This window comes from Nocardioides zhouii (genome assembly GCF_004137345.1).
Lineage (GTDB): Bacteria > Actinomycetota > Actinomycetes > Propionibacteriales > Nocardioidaceae > Nocardioides > Nocardioides zhouii.
On record NZ_SDWV01000015.1, the window covers coordinates 1 to 17,455 of the forward strand.

The 17,455-nt window shown below is 72.3% G+C and carries 14 protein-coding genes; 8 read left to right on the forward strand and 6 right to left on the reverse strand.

Annotated features, from left to right (window positions below; genetic code table 11):
• Positions 1-71: 71 nt before the first annotated feature.
• Positions 72-644: an ArsR/SmtB family transcription factor gene (locus tag EUA94_RS14525; RefSeq protein ID WP_129427610.1), complete on the reverse strand. Its 573-nt coding sequence runs from the start codon at positions 642-644 to the stop codon at positions 72-74.
• A gap of 178 nt (positions 645-822) precedes the next feature.
• Complete coding sequence (locus EUA94_RS14530) at positions 823-1,635, reverse strand: metallophosphoesterase (protein ID WP_129427611.1); 813 nt, start codon at positions 1,633-1,635, stop codon at positions 823-825.
• 42 nt (positions 1,636-1,677) lie between these two features.
• Here EUA94_RS14530 and EUA94_RS14535 point away from each other — a divergent pair, with 42 nt between their 5' ends.
• The 6 genes from EUA94_RS14535 to EUA94_RS14560 all read left to right on the forward strand — a co-directional run bounded on the left by EUA94_RS14535 (position 1,678) and on the right by EUA94_RS14560 (position 10,086).
• Positions 1,678-2,667 (forward strand): glutathione S-transferase family protein, encoded by a 990-nt coding sequence (locus tag EUA94_RS14535; protein WP_242494890.1) that lies wholly within the window; start codon positions 1,678-1,680, stop codon positions 2,665-2,667.
• Between the two features lie 176 nt (positions 2,668-2,843).
• The gene (locus tag EUA94_RS14540; protein ID WP_129427612.1) at positions 2,844-3,989 is read left to right on the forward strand and encodes a hypothetical protein; all 1,146 of its coding nucleotides are present in this window, start codon (positions 2,844-2,846) and stop codon (positions 3,987-3,989) included.
• A 1,193-nt stretch (positions 3,990-5,182) separates the two neighbouring features.
• Positions 5,183-5,785, forward strand: a complete 603-nt coding sequence (locus EUA94_RS14545) for a hypothetical protein (RefSeq protein WP_129427613.1) — start codon at positions 5,183-5,185, stop codon at positions 5,783-5,785.
• Between the two features lie 593 nt (positions 5,786-6,378).
• Positions 6,379-7,551: a pyruvate dehydrogenase (acetyl-transferring) E1 component subunit alpha gene (pdhA, locus tag EUA94_RS14550; protein WP_422879903.1), complete on the forward strand. Its 1,173-nt coding sequence runs from the start codon at positions 6,379-6,381 to the stop codon at positions 7,549-7,551.
• Positions 7,548-8,531, forward strand: coding sequence for an alpha-ketoacid dehydrogenase subunit beta (locus tag EUA94_RS14555; protein ID WP_129427615.1), 984 nt, complete (start codon positions 7,548-7,550; stop codon positions 8,529-8,531). The genes pdhA and EUA94_RS14555 overlap by 4 nt, the downstream gene beginning before the upstream one ends.
• A 10-nt stretch (positions 8,532-8,541) precedes the next feature.
• Positions 8,542-10,086, forward strand: coding sequence for a dihydrolipoamide acetyltransferase family protein (locus tag EUA94_RS14560; protein WP_129427616.1), 1,545 nt, complete (start codon positions 8,542-8,544; stop codon positions 10,084-10,086).
• A 58-nt stretch (positions 10,087-10,144) separates the two neighbouring features.
• Here the strand turns inward: EUA94_RS14560 and EUA94_RS14565 are convergent, their stop codons facing one another.
• Positions 10,145-11,107 carry an NAD-dependent epimerase/dehydratase family protein gene (locus tag EUA94_RS14565; RefSeq protein WP_129427617.1) on the reverse strand — a complete coding sequence of 321 codons (963 nt, stop codon included), beginning with the start codon at positions 11,105-11,107 and terminating at the stop codon, positions 10,145-10,147.
• A gap of 134 nt (positions 11,108-11,241) precedes the next feature.
• On the opposite strand from EUA94_RS14565, the gene EUA94_RS14570 reads away from it, so the two are divergent.
• Both EUA94_RS14570 and EUA94_RS14575 read left to right on the forward strand, forming a co-directional pair.
• Positions 11,242-12,699 (forward strand): coiled-coil domain-containing protein, encoded by a 1,458-nt coding sequence (locus EUA94_RS14570; RefSeq protein ID WP_129427618.1) that lies wholly within the window; start codon positions 11,242-11,244, stop codon positions 12,697-12,699.
• Positions 12,692-13,747 (forward strand): hypothetical protein, encoded by a 1,056-nt coding sequence (locus EUA94_RS14575; protein ID WP_129427619.1) that lies wholly within the window; start codon positions 12,692-12,694, stop codon positions 13,745-13,747. The genes EUA94_RS14570 and EUA94_RS14575 overlap by 8 nt, the downstream gene beginning before the upstream one ends.
• A gap of 136 nt (positions 13,748-13,883) precedes the next feature.
• Here EUA94_RS14575 and EUA94_RS14580 read toward each other — a convergent pair whose 3' ends face one another.
• The 3 genes from EUA94_RS14580 to EUA94_RS14590 are packed head-to-tail and all read right to left on the reverse strand — an operon-like array spanning position 13,884 to position 17,454.
• Positions 13,884-15,356 carry a carboxyl transferase domain-containing protein gene (locus EUA94_RS14580; protein ID WP_129427620.1) on the reverse strand — a complete coding sequence of 491 codons (1,473 nt, stop codon included), beginning with the start codon at positions 15,354-15,356 and terminating at the stop codon, positions 13,884-13,886.
• Entirely contained in the window at positions 15,353-16,879 is a 1,527-nt protein-coding gene (locus EUA94_RS14585; RefSeq protein ID WP_129427621.1) for a M1 family metallopeptidase, read from the reverse strand. Before EUA94_RS14585 ends, EUA94_RS14580 begins: the two co-directional genes overlap by 4 nt.
• Positions 16,876-17,454 carry an RNA polymerase sigma factor gene (locus tag EUA94_RS14590; protein WP_129427622.1) on the reverse strand — a complete coding sequence of 193 codons (579 nt, stop codon included), beginning with the start codon at positions 17,452-17,454 and terminating at the stop codon, positions 16,876-16,878. Before EUA94_RS14590 ends, EUA94_RS14585 begins: the two co-directional genes overlap by 4 nt.
• Between the last annotated feature and the right edge of the window lies 1 nt (position 17,455).

Genomic DNA, 17,455 nt, shown 5'->3' on the forward strand with positions numbered 1-17,455 from the left:
CCCACCCAACACAACGCGCTGCAAGCAGTCCTCAACCACCTCGAGGCCGCCTGACGTTGACACAGGGCTACTCATCGGGCGTCCTCCTGGTCTCCCCACGACTGGCCGGGGCGCGGGTAGGCGTTGAGGTTGACCACGAACGGAGCCGCGTCGCCGTCGTCGGACTTGGGCGCCTCCTCGATCAGCTCGGCGAGCTTCTGCACCAGGGCCTCGGCCTGTGCCGGGGTCACCCTCAGCTCCCAGTCGCTCAGGGTGCCGACCTTGCGCCACGGCTCGGGGAGGAACGACATCTCCGACACGGCCGCGCGCATCCGGTCGGCGTACATCAGCGCCACGGTCGTCAGGTAGGCCTCGACGTCGCTGTCGACGATGCCCTCCTCGCGGAAGTCGGTGCGGGTGCTCTCGTGAGCGGCGCGCCACCAGCGGTCGCGGGCGTTGCCGCGCTCGGCGTCCTCCTCGATGAACCCGTGCTGCGCGAGCTGGCGGAGGTGATAGCTCGTGGCCCCGGTGTTGAGGCCGAGCCGCTGCGCGAGTGATGTCGCGGTGGCCGGTCCCTCGCCGCGCAGGAGCGTCAGCATCCGCAGCCGGACCGGGTGGCTGAGGGCGCGCAGCCCGGCGATGTCCGGGGTGATCGAGGAGGCCATGGGGCGACGCTACGACTGCAAAGACTTATTTGCAAACACTTCTTTGCGATCTGTCGGGTAGTCCACCGGGTTCCGGTCGTCAGATGACCCGTCCGGCAGCCATTTCCCGGTGGACTACCCGGGCGGGGCAGCCATTTCCCGGTGGACTACCCGGGCGGGGCAGCCATTTCCCGGTGGACTACCCCGACAGGCGAGCGACCAGGCACGGTCCGCCCTCGTAGATCCCGCCGTCGATGTCGAGCGCGAGCCCGTCGGCGTACAGCCGCGGCTCGGTGTACGAGTCGCAGCGCTCGCCGAAGAGGTCGCCGATGATGCTGTGCCCGTGCACGATCCGCTCGCCGCCGAGGGTGTCGAGGAGCCGGCGGGCGGCGGCCGGGCCGGACCTGCCCGCGAACTCGTGGCGCCGACCGAGCCGGACGAGCACGTCGAACCACGCCACCGGGTCGTCCCCGGCGAGCGTCGATCGCACCGCGTGGTTGATCGCGTCGACCGAGCTGCCCCACTCGAGGTAGCCGACCGTGTCGGAGTGCATCAGCAGGTGGTCGCCGTCGCGGGCGATCGCCGGCAAGTCGGCCAGCCACGCGAAGAGCTCGTCGTCGATGCCGGCCTGGTCGGACGCGAGGCCGCCGTTGCGGGCCCAGATCGAGCCGAAGGTCCGGAGCACGCCGCGGTGGACCACCTCGGCGTCGCCGAACATCCGGGTGCCCAGCGCGATGACCTCGTGGTTGCCGAGCACCGTGTGCACCGCCCCTCCCGCGGCGGCGGCCTCGACGGTGAGCCGGCGTACGAGCGCGATCACGCCGAGCCCGTCCGGACCGCGGTCGAGGAGGTCGCCGAGGACCCACAGCCGGGCGTCGCCGCCCGACCAGCGGGCTTCGTCGTCGAGGAGCCCGGGCGCCCGGAGCGCCGCGGTGAGCTCGGCGAGGTGGCCGTGGGCGTCGCTGGTGGCGAAGACGGCGGGGCCGGCGGGGCCGGGAGGTGTCGCGCTCACGCCCCAGACCGTACGGCGTGGAGCCGTCGGTATGGTTGAAGCGTGAACGACACGGCGACCTACACCACCGAGGGCAAGCCCTTCGAGCGCGACATGTCCTACCTGCCCGACCGCATCCTGGCCGGCGACACGTCGGTCGACCCGCTCGACGACACCTTCCCCAGCGGGTCGAAGGACAGCCCCCGCGACGTCCCGGTGTGGAGCGCCGAGCCCGGCCGCTACCGCCTCGTCGCCGCGCGCGCCTGCCCGTGGGCGCACCGCTCGATCATCGTGCGCAGCCTGCTCGGCCTCGAGGACGCCATCTCGTGGGGCGCGCCCGGCCCGACCCACGACGCCCGCAGCTGGACCTTCGACCTCGACGAGGGCGGTCGCGACCCGGTGCTCGGCATCGAGCGGCTCCAGGAGGCCTACCTCGCCCGCGACCCCGACTACCCGCGCGGCATCACGGTGCCGGCGATCGTCGACGTCGCATCGGGCGAGGTCGTGACCAACGACTTCCCGCAGATCACCCACGACCTGGCCTTCGAGTGGCGCGAGCACCAGCGTGCCGATGCCCCGGACCTGTGGCCCGTCGACCTCCGCGAGGAGATGGAGGGGGTCATGAAGCGGGTCTTCACCGAGGTCAACAACGGCGTCTACCGCTGCGGCTTCGCCGGCTCGCAGGAGGCGTACGACGACGCGTACGCGCGGCTGTGGGCGGCGATGGACTGGCTCGAGGACCGCCTCGCCGAGCGTCGCTACCTCATGGGCGAGCGCCTCACCGAGGCCGACGTACGCCTCTTCACCACGCTCGTGCGCTTCGATGCGGTGTACCACGGGCACTTCAAGTGCAACCGCAACAAGCTGACCGAGATGCCGCACCTGTGGGCCTACGCCCGGGACCTCTTCCAGACGCCGGGCTTCGGCGACGAGGTGGACTTCGACCAGATCAAGCGGCACTACTACGACGTCCACACCGACATCAATCCGATGCAGATCGTGCCGGCCGGGCCGGACGAGTCGGTCTGGCACACGCCCCACGGGCGTGGCTGACTGGACGATCCGGGCCGAGGTCGGTGCTTTTGCTCAAGGACCCATGTAGGTAGCCCTGCGATTCACCCTAGTGGGGCGAGAGTGGCGTGTCGGTGCCCCAAGGTTGCACTTCGAAGGCCGACTCGTGGGGAGCACGGCCCCCCGGGTCCGCCCGGGGTGCTCGACAGGGGACAACTGTGGGAACTCTCTTCGGCTCGACGACCTCCGCACGCACCGGACGCCTCGCGGCACTGCTGCTCGTGCCCGCCGTGGTCGTCCCGGCGTCGACCACCGCTGCATCGGCCGCCGTGGGCGACGCCCTCGTGGTCACGAACACCGTCTCCGCGACGTACGACGTCGACCACGCGTGGCAGGTCTTCAACGCGGTCGACCGCAACCGCGCCTCCGCGGCCGTCGGCGGCACCACCGCAACGATCAACTACGCCGTGGGCGTGACCGCGCTCGGGTCGCCGGCGAGGTCGGGCTTCGAGGTCCGCGGCACCCTCGGCGTCACGAACCCCGACGAGCAGGCCCTGCCCGTCGAGCTGTCCGCCGACCTGGCGGGTGCCGGCGCGTGCGCGATCGCCGCGGCCGACGAGTCGCCCGCCACGGGCCTCCAGGTCACGCTGCCCCCCGGCCCGAGCTCCTTCGCCTACGCCTGTGCCCCCGGCAGCGTCCCGGCCGACCCGGCGACGACGACGGTGACCGTGTCGTGGCAGGCGCCGGCGGTGCAGGACGAGGCCGCACGTGCGGCCGGCTCGTCCAGCGCCGTGGCGCAGGCCGCGTACGCCGTCGACCAGCGCACCGACGAGCTGACCACCGTCACCAACTCCCTCGACGGCGCCACCGCGGTCGACCTCGGCACCTTCGACTGGGACGACGTCTGGGCCGCCCCGGACCACCGGGTGCTGGTGAAGGTCTCCTCGCTGGCGCTCGCGGCCGGTGACGGCGTGTGTGCCGACCACGTCAACCTCGCCCGCGAGTCGGCCGATGCGACCAGCGACACCGAGACGGTGACGGTGTGCCCCGCTCCCGAGGTGCTCGGCGAGCAGTCGTTCGGCAAGGCCGTCGGCCGGATCCGCGTGACCTGCCAGGGCACCGTCCGCGCCCACCTGGTCAACCGCTCGGGACGGACCGTCGTCTACCGGCTCCGGGTCGGCACGAAGGTGCACAAGGTCGCCGTGAAGTCGCTGGCGCGCAAGCAGGTCGTCACCCACGGCCGCCCCCGGGCGCAGGTCACGCTGCGCGCCGACGGCGCCCGCCTCGACCGCCTGCGCATCCCGCAGCGCTGCCAGGCGCCGGGCGTGCTGCCCGACACCGGGCTCCGCGGCACGACCCGCTGACCCACCGCACCTCCCCTGACGCCTCCGCCCACACGGAGGCCGCCGGCGCCGACGAGTACCCACGAGCTCGTCGGCGCCGGTCTGTCGTACGCCGCCCCCGGTCTGGTCCGGTGACGTCCGGCGGCCCTCTATCCGGTCGGCGCAGTGAAGGTTCGGTCAAGGCGGGCTGGAGGTAGTCCACGACTTCGATCCGGGCCCGTCGCGCGCACTCCCGGAAGCGGAACGTGGACAGGTCAGTCGACTCACCTGTGGGGCGGCACGGACCTCACCCCGGGCGGCGTTATCCCTGGCCGCCCAAGCCTCCACCCCCCATGGAGGGAGCCGGCGTCGGCGGTTTCACCCACGGACCCGTCGGCGCCGGCTCGTTCGTGTCGTACGGGTCTGTCTGGTCCAGTTGCCCCGCTAACGGGCCAGATGCCCCGAAAGTCCGTCAAGGCCCCGTGCAGTTAGGCCGTCACCTTGCGCAAGACGCGACGCGCGACGCGAAACGGGGTGACAGTGAGGGCTGACGAAAGTGCAGTGCCGGCCCGCCTTTGGGGGGCGGACGGCGTGCGGTGGTCGACGGCTTTGGGGCGCCGGTCATTTCATCCACGGCCAGCAGCAAGGGGACATCCGATGTCTGACTTCTCTCAGATGGGCGCCAGCGCCTCCGACCCGCCGCGCAGCGGCAACCCGACGTGATGCGCCGGCTGGCACTCGTGCTGCTGGCGATCTTCCTGACCGCAGGCGGCCTGACGGCCGTGCAACCTCGGGCCTCCGCGTCGGGAGACAGTGCGCCGGCGCACCACTCCGCGGTGCGTCCGTAGTCCTGACCAGCTCGCCGAGCGCGCCCGCCGCCCGGCGTACGAGCGCGCCCGGAACGCCCTGTCGTGGACTGCTCGGCACGTCCCGGTGTACGCCGATCCGGCGGCTCCGGCAGGGGTTCGAGCGCGTTTCCGGCGTTCCCGTGGAGATGGATGGCGGATCGAAGGGGTGGAAGGGCCTAGTCCATTCGGCCCCTATCCGGGCTGATACACCAAGACTCTGTCAAGGCCTCACGCAGATAGCCCGCCACCTTGGATCAGGCCCTGTGTTGCGGCTTGCCAAGGGGAGACCCTTGATGTGCAGCCGGTCGCTTTGGGGGCGACGGCTTGCGGTGGTCGTCGGCTTTGGGGCGCCGGCCACACACTCCACCAATCAAGGGGACCACAACCATGTCTGACTTCACTCGCCGCACCGTCGTTCGGGGCGCAGCCTGGACGGTTCCGGTCGTCGCAGTCGCGACCACCGTGCCGGCGTTCGCAGCATCCAACGTGCCGCCGCCGCCCGTCATCAACTTCGGCGGTGCCTGCGGAAACACCGGGGCGCAGCAGAAGGGCTGCGGAGGCGACAAGACGCTGCAGGTCCCGTTGACGCTGAGCAATCCGGGGCCCACCGACATCATCTTCCAGATCACGGCCATGTTCACCTGCAACTGCGCGACCGCGCCCACGTCCGCGACGCCCGGTGACGGCACTGCGGTCGGCGTCCGCGGCATCTTCGCCACGCCCAACCACACCGTGCCGAGCCAGAACGACTGCACGCTGGTCACCCCGCCTTCGCCTGCTTGCCCGGGCGGGATCGCCGGGGGGAACGTCCTCGTTCCGGCCGGCACCAGCAATGCGACGTACTGGATCGAGTCCAACTCCCTCGGGTCGTCCAGCACGTTCTCGTCGAGGATCACGTTCAGGCTGCTCGCTGTGGGCTCCTGCGCCGTCCTTCGTACGGGTGAGGCGTTCACGGCCTCGGCCATCTCGCCGGCCAACTGCGACGGGTAGTAGAGCCCGCGTCCTCCGAGGAGGGTTGCCGCCTCGCGCGCGCGAGCGCGGCGACCCTGCCGGGGTGAATCCTTTGAACCAGTAAGGCAACCAGAGGAGCTTGTCATGCGACGTGCCCTGTTGGCCTTGCTGGCGGTCGGTCTGGCCGTCGGCGGGCTGTCGGCGGTGGGGCCCCGGGCCTCCGCGTCCGACGACGTCGCACCGGTAGATCACTCGTCCGCTCTGCAGAAGGACTGACGGGTTGATGCCATCCCTCCTCGGGCTGTGTGGTGCTTCAAGCCTCGGACCAGGACCTGACCGCGACCTGATGCTCGGGAAACACCCGACGACCCCCCCCGCCGGGTAGCGGTCTCTGCTGCCCGGAGCCTCCACCCCCAATGGAGGCGAGCCGGCGTCGACGGGTCACCCACGAGTCCGTCGGCGCCGGCTCATCCATGCCCCCGTGGGCCTCCCGTCAGATTGGTGCTGGCAGGCTGCGGCCGATACGTTGAGCCCGATCATGTGGTCGGGGTCACACACGCCGACGACCACGCCTGCAAGCCGTCGGCGTCCGGCGATCCCGCGACTGCCGCTAGCTGTTGAAGGAGAGTCCGTTGACCGATCCTGTGAGTTTCGGCCCCGACCTGGCGGAGGTCTTCGGGCCCTCGCAGTCCGACGGTGGCCCCGACCTCGTCCAGCTGCTGACGCCCGAGGGCGAGCGCGTGCACCACCCCGACTTCGACCACGACTTCTCCGCCGAGGAGCTGCGCGGCCTCTACCGCGACATGGTGCTGACCCGGCGGATCGACGTCGAGGCCACGGCCCTCCAGCGCCACGGCGAGCTCGGCATCTGGGCCCAGCTGCTCGGCCAGGAGGCCGCGCAGATCGGCGCCGGTCGCGCGATGCGTCCCCAGGACTACGCCTTCCCGACCTACCGCGAGCACGGCGTCGCCTACTGCAAGGGCGTCGACCCGCTGCGGCTGCTCGGCCTGTTCCGCGGCGTCGACCAGGGCGGCTGGGACCCCAACGAGAACAACTTCGGCCTCTACACGATCGTCATCGGCGCCCAGACGCTCCACGCCACCGGCTACGCGATGGGCATGCAGCGTGACGGCGTCGTCGGCACCGGCGACCCCGAGCGCGACTCGGCCGTACTCGCCCACTTCGGCGACGGCGCCTCCTCGCAGGGCGACGTCAACGAGGCGTTCATCTTCGCCGCGTCCTACAACGCCCCGGTCGTGTTCTTCTGCCAGAACAACCAGTGGGCCATCTCGGAGCCGATCGAGCGCCAGACCCGTATCCCGCTCTACCAGCGCGCGTTGGGCTTCGGCTTCCCGGGCATCCGCGTCGACGGCAACGACGTGCTGGCGACGTACGCCGTCACGAAGGCCGCACTGCAGCGGGCCCGCGACGGCAACGGGCCGTCGTTCGTCGAGGCGTACACGTACCGGATGGGCGCGCACACCACGACCGACGACCCGACGCGCTACCGCCTCAACGACGAGCTCGAGCACTGGAAGCTCAAGGACCCGATCGAGCGGCTCAAGGTCTACCTGCGCCGCAACGGCCTGGTCGACCAGCAGTTCTTCGACGACCTCGATGCCGAGGCCAAGGCGCTGGGCCACCACCTCCGTGAGGGGTGCAAGGCGCTGCCCGACCCCAAGCCGCTGGACCAGTTCGGCTACGTCTTCAGCGAGATGACCGACGAGATCCGCGAGCAGCGTGACGGCTTCGCGGCCTACCTCGCTTCCTTTGAGCTCGGCCAGTCAGAAGGGGCCCACGCATGAGCACGCAGAAGATCACTCTCGCCAAGGGCCTCAACATGGGCCTGCGCAAGGCGATGGAGGCGGACGACAAGGTCCTGCTCATGGGTGAGGACGTCGGCAAGCTCGGCGGCGTCTTCCGCATCACCGACGGCCTGCAGAAGGACTTCGGCGAGGACCGCGTCATCGACTCGCCCCTGGCCGAGTCCGGCATCGTCGGCACCGCGGTCGGCATGGCGCTGCGCGGCTATCGCCCCGTGGTCGAGATCCAGTTCGACGGCTTCGTCTACCCGGCGTACGACCAGATCGTGTGCCAGGTCGCGAAGTACACCTACCGCTCGCAGGGCAAGGTGAAGATGCCGATCGTCATCCGCATCCCCTTCGGCGGCGGCATCGGCGCGGTCGAGCACCACTCCGAGAGCCCGGAGGCGCAGTTCGCGCACACCCCCGGCCTCAAGGTGGTGGCCTGCTCCAACCCGGTCGACGGCTACTGGATGATCCAGCAGGCCATCGCCCACGACGACCCGGTCATCTTCCTCGAGCCGAAGCGGCAGTACCACGCCGACAAGGCCGATCTCGACGAGTCGGCGACGCCCGAGCCGCTCTTCACCTCGCGCGTCGTACGCGCCGGCACCGACGCGACCGTGCTGGCCTACGGCCCGACCGTGAAGACCGCGCTCAAGTGCGCCGAGGCCGCCGAGTCCGAGGGCCGCAGCCTCGAGGTCATCGACCTGCGCACGCTCTCGCCGCTCGACATGGGCCCGGTCTTCGAGTCCGTACGCCGGACGGGTCGCTGCGTGATCACCCACGAGGCGCACGTCAACCTCGGCATGGGCGCGGAGGTCGCGGCCCGCATCACCGAGCAGTGCTTCTACTCCCTCGAGGCCCCGGTGCTCCGCGTCGGCGCCTTCGACATGCCCTACCCGCCCTCGCGGATCGAGGAGGAGTACCTCCCCGACCTCGACCGCGTGCTCGACGCCGTCGACCGCACGTTCGCTTTCTGAGAGGCACGCGATGTCCGAGTTCCTGCTCCCTGATGTCGGTGAGGGCCTCACCGAGGCCGAGATCGTCGCCTGGAAGGTGAAGGTCGGCGACACGATCGAGATCAACGACGTGATCGTCGAGATCGAGACCGCCAAGTCGCTCGTCGAGCTGCCCTCGCCCTACGAGGGCACCGTCCTGGCGCTGCTCGTCGCGGAGGGCGAGATGGTGCCGGTCGGTACGCCGATCATCGCGATCGGTGCTGCCGGGGAGGAGCCGGCTGCTCCGGCCGCCCCGACCGAGCAGACCGAGTCGGACCCCTACCTGGGCATGGCTCAGAAGGCCGGCGCGGCCGAGGCCGACCTCTCGGAGATGGACCTGTCCAACCCAGCCGCTTCCGGGTCGATGGAGGGTGCGTCCCTCGTGGGCCGGATCAAGGCCGACAAGGGCCCGATGCGTCGCGCCCGCCGGGGCTCCGCCTCGCCGAGCACCGACGCCGGCGCCCAGGCCCAGCTGCAGCTGCAGGGCGCCTTCGCTCCCGGTGGTGCCCAGTCGCAGGACGTGCTGCCCGCCGACGAGTCGCCGGTCCCGGCCGTCGACCAGCGGCCCGCCCCCGCGGCTGCCCCCGCCGAGGCGCTCGTGCCGGCGTCCGCGCAGGCCGAGCCCAGCGACGTACGCGCGCTGGCGAAGCCGCCGGTGCGCAAGCTCGCCAAGGACCTCGGCGTCGACCTCACCACGCTGACCGGCACCGGGCCGTCGGGCTCGATCACCCGCGACGACGTCCAGGGTGCCTCGTCGGGTGCGCCCGCCGCCGCCCCCGCAACGGCCGCTGTCGGTGGTCGAGTAGACCCGAGGAACGAGGGCCGTATCGAGACCCGCGAGACCCGCGAGCCGATCAAGGGCGTGCGCAAGATGATGGCGACGGCGATGAGCCAGTCGGCCTTCACCAGCCCGCACGTCACCGAGTGGATCACCGTCGACGTGACGGCGACGATGCAGCTCGTGGCGCGGCTCAAGAAACGCTCCGACCTGCGCGACGTACGGGTCAACCCGCTGCTCGTCCTGTCGCGCGCGGTGATCCTCGCGATCAAGAAGACCCCGGAGATCAACTCGTTCTGGGACGACGCCGCCCAGGAGGTCGTCTACAAGAGCTACGTGAACCTCGGCATCGCGGCCGCCACGCCGCGGGGCCTGGTCGTGCCCAACGTCAAGGACGCCGACGCCCTGTCGATGACCGAGCTGGCGGCGGCGCTGGGCCAGCTCACCGCCACCGCGCGCGACGGCAAGACGCAGCCCGCGGAGATGGCAGGCGGCACGTTCACGATCACCAACGTCGGCGTCTTCGGCGTCGACGCCGGCACGCCGATCATCAACCCGGGCGAGTCCGCGATCCTGTGCTTCGGCGCGATCAACAAGCGGCCCTGGGTCGACGACGAGACCGGCGAGATCGTCGTCCGCGACGTCACGACGCTGGCGCTGTCCTTCGACCACCGTCACATCGACGGCGAGAAGGGCTCGCGCTTCCTGGCCGACGTCGCCGGGATGCTGTCGGACCCCGGGACCGCCCTCCTCTTCTGACTCGGTATCTAGGGACGTTCTGGTAGGCCGGACCGGCGTCCGACCTACCATTTCGTCCCTAGATACCCAGGGTGCGAGCGTGCCAGGCGGCGAGAACCTCGGCCTCCCGCTCGGCGGTCAGTGCGGTGACGGGGGAGTCGAGGCAGCCGGGTGCGGTCTCCGCCACCGGGCGCAACTGAAGCCCGGCGGCCACGGCCGGTCCGGGGTCGCGCGCCAGCATGCCGTCGTACTCCGGTCGCGGCAGCCAGAGCGGCAACGAGCCCTCACCGGCCCACGGCACGACGTCGTGCGCCTCGAGGAACGCCGAGTCCACCCACGTGAGGTCGGGGTCGGGTGACCCGACGCCCGCAGCCACTCCGGCCAGCAGTTCGCCGAACGGCACCGGCTGCCCGACCGCGTCGAACACGCCGGTCGTACGGGACTCCGCGAGGTCGAGCAGCCAGGTCGCGAGGTCGCGTACGTCGATCACCTGGACCACGTCGTCCGGGGTGCCGGGGGCGAGGACCTCGCCGCCGCGCGCCAGCCGCTGGGGCCAGTGGGCGAACCGGCCGGTCGGGTCGCCGGGGCCGACGATGAGTCCCGGCCGCGCGATGACCGACGATGCCGCGACCGACTGGGCGGCCTGTTCGCAGGCGACCTTCATGCCGCCGTACGCCTCGGGATCCACCGCGAGGTCCACGTCCTCGGTGATCGGGTCGGCGAGCGGGCCCATCTCGGAGGAGGAATTGTCGGGATAGACGTTGATCGTCGAGACGAAGACCCAGTGCGCATCGGCGGTCGCCTCGACCGCGCGGCGCGCGTGGGAGGGGAGTCGGGTCACGTCGACGACGGCATCCCACCAGCCGTCCGTGATCGCGGCGGGCGCGTCGTCGTTGCGGTCCCACGGCAGGTGCGTCCCACCCTCTGGGAGGGGACCGGACTCCCCGCGGCACGCGCAGGTGACGTCCCAGCCGCGAGCGACCGCCTGGGTGGCCGTCTCGCGGGAGAGGAAGCGGGTTCCGCCGAGCACCAGGAGCTTCATGGGTCCACTCCACCGGCCGCCGGGTCGGGGGGACAAGGTGGTTCGCTCTGGGCGCAACCACTGGCCCCTTTGTCAGCGGTGCGGTCGCGCTGCCACACTGTCGGCCTCGGAACGCGCGCGAAGGGAGCGGGCAGATGGCCCTCGATGCCGCCACAGCCTCCTCGGGCGACCCCTCGACGGCCGCCCTGCTGGCCCGCGCCCAGCAGGTGGCCGACCAGCTGCAGAGCGAGGCGCGACAGGAGGCCGAGCGGCTCACCGCCGATCTCGCGGTGCTGCGCGAGGAGGCCCGCCGCCTGGTGGCCGGGGCCGAGGCCGACCGCGCCGAGGCCGGCCGGGCGCGCAAGCAGGCGGAGCAGGTGCTCGCCGGCGCGTCCGAGGAGGCGGCCACGATCGTGGTCGACGCCAACGAGCAGTCCGCCCTGCTGATGAGCTCGGCGGAGGCGGCCCGCGACGAGCAGGTCGAGGCGGCGCGGACCGAGGGCGACGGGCTGCGCGCCCGGGCCACCGACGACGCCGTGGCGCTCCGCGCCGAGTCGCAGGAGCTGCGCGACATGGCTGCCGCCGAGAAGGCGGCGCTGCTCGAGGGCGCCCGGGCCGAGGCGGAGTCCATCGTCACGACCGCGCAGGAGACGGCGACCCGGCTCGTCGAGGAGGCCCGCGCCGCCGGCCAGCAGCACCTCGGGTCGGCGACGGTGGAGTCCGAGTCGCTGCGGGCGACCGCGTCGATCGAGTCCGCCCGCATGCGCGACGAGGCGTCGCTGCACGTCGAGGACCTGCGCCGCACGACCGGCGCCGAGACCGAGCGGATGCGCCAGGCCGCCGAGGACACGCTGGCCGCTGCCCGGGCCGAGAGCGAGGAGCAGCTGCGCAACGCCGCCGAGCAGACCGAGTGGGCCACGGCCACCGTGCACTCGGTGCTCTCCGGTGCGTCGGCCGAGGCCGAGGCGACGCGCAAGGCCGCGTACGCGGATGCCGGCGAGCACGTACGCCTCGTGCGCGAGCGTGTGCAGGGCGTCATCGCCGCGGTCAACGGCAGGGTCGCGCTCGAGATGGCCGAGGCCCAGCAGCGCGCCGAGGAGATCGCCAAGGACGCGAGCACCGTCGCGGGCGAGCGGAAGGCCGAGGCCAACGCCGCCCTCGTGCAGGCCGAGGCGGAGGCGGCCCGGATCGTGGCCGACGCGACCGACGAGTCGGAGCGTGCCGTCGAGCGCCTCGAGCGCAGGCGTGCCGAGGCCGAGACCGGTGCCGCCAGCCTCCGGAGCCTCGTGGCCGAGGAGGTCACCCGCAGCCGCGCCACGGCAGCCGAGGACCGGCGCCGCGCCCGAGAGGAGTCGCTGGCGCTCGTCGCCGAGGGCCGCGCCGAGGCCGACCAGCTGCGCGAGGGCGCCCAGCGCGCCCTCGAGCGGGCGCGCGCCGAGATCGCCCAGCTCCAGACCCGCCGCGACGGCATCGCCGCCGAGCTCGGCCAGCTGTCCGGCGTCATCGAGGCGCTCTCCGTCCCCGAGCGCGGCGCCGCCGCCGATCCCCAGCAGACCGACCCCCCGTCACACCCGCAGCCCTCCACCCCTGACCAGGAGACCCCCGATGCCTGACGAGATGTTCACGACCGTGCGCCGCGGGTACGACCCGGCGGAGGTGGAGCGCGCCATCGGCCAGGCCCGGAGCGAGGCCGAGGACCTCCGCACCCGGCTCGCGTCTGCGGAGGCCGCCGCCGACCAGGCGCGCGGGGAGGCGACGACGTCCCGGGAGGCGCTCGTCTCGCGGGAGTCGCAGGAGCCCGAGGCGCCGACGTACGCCCACCTCGGCGAGCGCGTCGGCCAGATCCTGGCCCTCGCCGAGGCCGAGGCGGCGGAGATCCGCGACCGCGTGGTCGGCGAGGTGGAGGCGCTGCGCAAGGACGCCGAGGTGGAGGCGGGGACGGTGCGCTCGGAGGCCGACCGCTACGCCGACGAGACCCGGCGCGACGCCGAGGCCGAGGGCGGCCGGCTCGTCGCCGACGCCCGGACCGCGGCCGAGTCCGAGCGCGACGCCGCGGAGCGCGATGCGTCCGCCCGCCGCGCCGAGGCCGAGGCCCTCTACGAGGACGCCCGGGCGAAGGCCGCGCAGTCCGCGGCCGACTTCGAGACGACGCTGGCCGAGCGGCGCCAGAAGGCGACGTCGGAGTTCCAGGCCCAGCAAGCCGCCACCCAGGCCGAGCTCGACGCGATGACCGCCCGCAACCGCGACGCCGAGGCCTCGATGGAACGCACCCGCAGCGAGGCCGAGTCCCGCATCGCGCGGATGCTCGCCGACGCCGAGGAGCGCTCCACCACGATGGTCTCCGACGCCCGCTCGACGGCCGACCGGGTGCGCGCGGAGTCCGACCGCGAGCTCGGAGCGGCCGCCCAGCGTCGCGACAGCATCAACGCCCAGCTCTCCAACGTGCGCCAGATGCTCGCGACCCTCACCGGCACCGTGCCCGGGGTGGTGCTGCCCGAGGAGCCGCAGCCGGTCGCGGCGGACGTACGCCCCGACGTGCCCGCGGACGCGCCCGCGGCCGAGGCGCCCGAGGCCGACGAGGCGCCCGCCGAGGAGCCGGAAGCCGTCACCGAGGCCGAGGTCGTCGAGGCCCAGGAGGACGCGGCCGCCGACAAGCGGTGAGCCAGGAGGATTCCGCGAGGGTGGAATCCGCCTCACGCACCGCCCTGGCATGCGACACACCGGACACGCTGGTGAGCGGTGAGCCAGGAGGATTCCGCGAGGGTGGAATCCCCCTCACGCACCGCTCGACACAACCTCAGACGTAGCGGCGGGCCCGCTTCTCCGGCGAGCCCGGTCCGGCGATGAGGAGCGCGCTGAGCTCGTGCTCGAGCACGGCCCCGACCCGGCGGCAGAACTCCTCGGGCTCGTCGGCGGCGTCGGGCTTCTCCGCCACGATCCGGTCGACGATGCCGCGGCGGTAGAGGTCGAGCGCCCGCACCTGCTGGGCGCGGGCCATCTCCGCGGCGTGGTCGAGGTCGCGGTGGACGATCGCGGACGCGCCCTCGGGCGGGAGCGGCGAGAGCCACGCGTGCTGGGCCGCGACCACGCGGTCGGCGGGCAGCAGCGCAAGTGCGCCGCCGCCGTTGCCCTCGCCGAGCATCAGGCAGAGCGTCGGCGCGTCGAGCGTCACCAGGTCGGCAAGCGAACGGGCGATCTCGCCGGCCAGGCCGCCGTTCTCCGCGTCCGCCGACAGCGCCGCACCCTGCGTGTCGATCACGGTCACCAGCGGCAGCCCGAGCTCGGAGGCCAGCCGCATCCCGCGCCGTGCCTCGCGCAGCGCCTCGGGTCCCATCGGGTGGTCGGTCGTCTGGCCGCGCCGGTCCTGGCCGAGGAAGACGCACGGCGCCTCGCCGAACCGGGCCAGGGCGATCAGCAGGCCGGGGTCCGACTCGCCCTGCCCGGTGCCGTTGAGGGGGACCACGTCGCTGGCGGCGTAGCGCAGCAGACGGCGTACGCCGGGCCGGTCCGGGCGCCGCGAACGGGTCACGCAGTCCCAGGCGTCGACGTCGGGGACCGACTCCTGCCCCGGGTCGGCCACCGGCGCGACGCCCTCGCGCGCGGCCATCAGGATCGTCAGCGCGCGGTCGAGGATGTCGGCGATCTCGTCGGGCGGCAGGACGGCGTCGATGATGCCGTGGGCGTAGAGGTTCTCCGAGGTCTGTACGTCTCCCGGGAACGCGCGTCCGTAGAGCGCCTCGTAGACCCGCGGGCCGAGGAAGCCGACGAGGGCACCCGGCTCGGCCACCGTCACGTGGCCGAGCGAGCCCCACGAGGCCATCACCCCGCCGGTGGTCGGGTTGCGCAGGTAGACGAGGTAGGGCAGCCCGGCCGTGCGGTGGGCCGCGACGGCGGCGGAGATCCGCACCATCTGGACGAAGGCGGGCGTGCCCTCCTGCATCCGGGTGCCGCCGCTGATGGGGGCCGCGACCAGCGGCAGCCCCTCGCGCGTGGCGCGCTCGATCCCGGCGACGATGCGGTCGGCGGAGGCCCGGCCGATGGAGCCGGCCAGGAAGCCGAACTCGCCCACGAGCACGCCGATCCGTCGCCCGTGGAGCCGTGCCTCACCGGTGAGCACCGACTCGTCGACGCCGGACTTCGCGGCCGCCGCGGCGAGCTCGGCGGCGTACGCGTCGCTGACCCCCTCTCGCGACGGCGTGGTGTCCCAGGAGGACCACGAGTCGTCGTCCAGCACCAGGTCGATCAGGTCGCGCGCGGACAGGCGGCTCACGCCTTCGGCACTCCGGCGTCGGGGGTGGTCCGGCCGGTGATCCAGCGGGCGAAGAAGTCCGACAGCTCGCGGCCGGTCTCGGACTCCCAGTGCGCGAAGATCTGCTCGCGGGTCACGGACGTGTTGTCGTGCTGGCCCAGCCACGACCGGGCGATCCGGAAGAACTCGTCGTCACCGAGCGCGAGGCGCAGCTCGTTCCACATGAGGGCCGGCGTGTAGTAGATGTTGGACCCGCCGAACTGCTGCGGGTCGTACGCCCCCGGAGGTCCGTACTCGTCGCGCAGGCCCTGGTCGCCGGCGCGGGCCTGCTGGATCGTCCCGCGCAGCGGCCGGATGTCGTGCTCGTCCTCGTAGATCCACTGCATGAGCATCGTCATGCCCTCGTTGAGCCACACGTCGCGCCAGTCGGCAGGTGACACCTGGTCGCCGTACCACTGGTGCACGAGCTCGTGGGCGATCACCTGCGGAGACAGGACGTACTCGTTGTTGCCCAGCGTGACCATGGTCTGGGTCTCCATCGCGCTCTGCGACGCGGTCACGACGAGGCCCAGGGAGTCGAACGGGTAGGGCCCGAGCCTGCCCTCGATCCAGTCGATCGACGCCGCCGCCGTCTGGACCTGGTCGACCCCGAGCACCATGCCGCGCGGCGTCCAGTAGTCGACGCGCAGGCCGCCGGCCGTCGTGTTGCTGCTGTGGGCGTAGTCGCCGATCGCGAGGGTGACGAGGTACGACGACGCGGGCTCGGTGAGCTGCCACGACGTGCTCGTCCGTCCGTCCGCGGTCACCAGCTGGGTGAGGTGGCCGTTGGAGATCCCGGTCCAGGGAGCCGGTGCGGTGATCGTGACGTCGTAGAGCGCCTTGTCGGACGGCTGATCGTTGACGGGGTACCACGTGTAGGCGCCGAAGGGCTCCTGCATCGTCCAGACCTCGCCGGTGTCGGTGATCGTGAAGCCGGTCGTGGAGAAGTCGCGCCGCGTCGTCGGGGCCGGCGCGGGTCTCGGCGTGCCGACGTAGTCCATCGTCAGCTCGTAGCGCGCATCCGCCTCGATCGGCGCCTTGAGGACCAGGTCCTTGCCGCGTCGGGCGAAGGCGACGGGCTCGCCGTCGAGGGAGACCCGACCGACCGTGAGTCCCCGGCCGAGGTCGAGCTGGAAGCGCGGAGCCGTACGGGCGGCCCGGAAGGTGAGGGCCGCACTGGCAGTGAGCCTGCGGGCGTCGGGGTCCCACGACAGGTCGAGGTCGTAGAGCAGGGCGTCGACCCGCGGGTCGCCGACGGCGGGGTAGACGCTGTCCTCGACGGGCTCCGACACCGCCGTGTCGAGGGCCTGCTCGACGGGCTCGGTGAGCACCGGTTCCGACGACGCCGCGGCCGCGCCCTGCTCCGTGCCGGTGCCGGAGTCGTCCGCGGCGGAGGGCTCGGCGGTAGGGGTGGTGAGCTCGTCGGGTGCGTCGGCGCTCGACGAGCAGCCGGCGAGCAGTGCGGTGCACGCGAGGAGTGCCGGGAGGCGTCGCCGCAGGCTCATCGATCGCCCCGCAGCAGCGGACGCGCCAGCTTGCGGCCGTGGTGGATCTGGGCCTTCACGGTCCCGAGCGGCGCGCCGACCAGCGCGGCGATCTCGTCGTAGGGCAGTCCGTAGACGTCGCGGAGCAGCAGCGGCTCCACGAACTGGGGGTGGTCGCGCTCGATCGTCTCCATCGCCTCGAGAAGGTCGAGGCGGGTGCCGGCGATGACGCTGGTCGTACGCGGGTCGGGGCGGTCGTGGGTGCCGTCCTCGAAGTCGGTCGGCGTCGCCAGGTTCTTCAGCCGCCGGTACGTCGTACGGGCACTGTTGACTGCCACGACGTGCAACCACGTGGTGAACCGGCCGCGCCCGCCCCAGGTGTGGATCTTGGTCGCGACGTTGAGCATCGCCTCCTGGCACGCATCCTCGGCGTCGCCGGAGTAGGGGAGCACTCCGCGGCAGATGTTGAGCACCCGCGGACGTACGGTTCCGAGCAGCGATTCGAGGGCGTCCCGGTCGCCGTCCCGCGCACTCCGCGCCAGCTCGTCGATGTCGTCCGGAGTCAGTCCGGCACCGTGGTCCCCCGATTCAGTCACC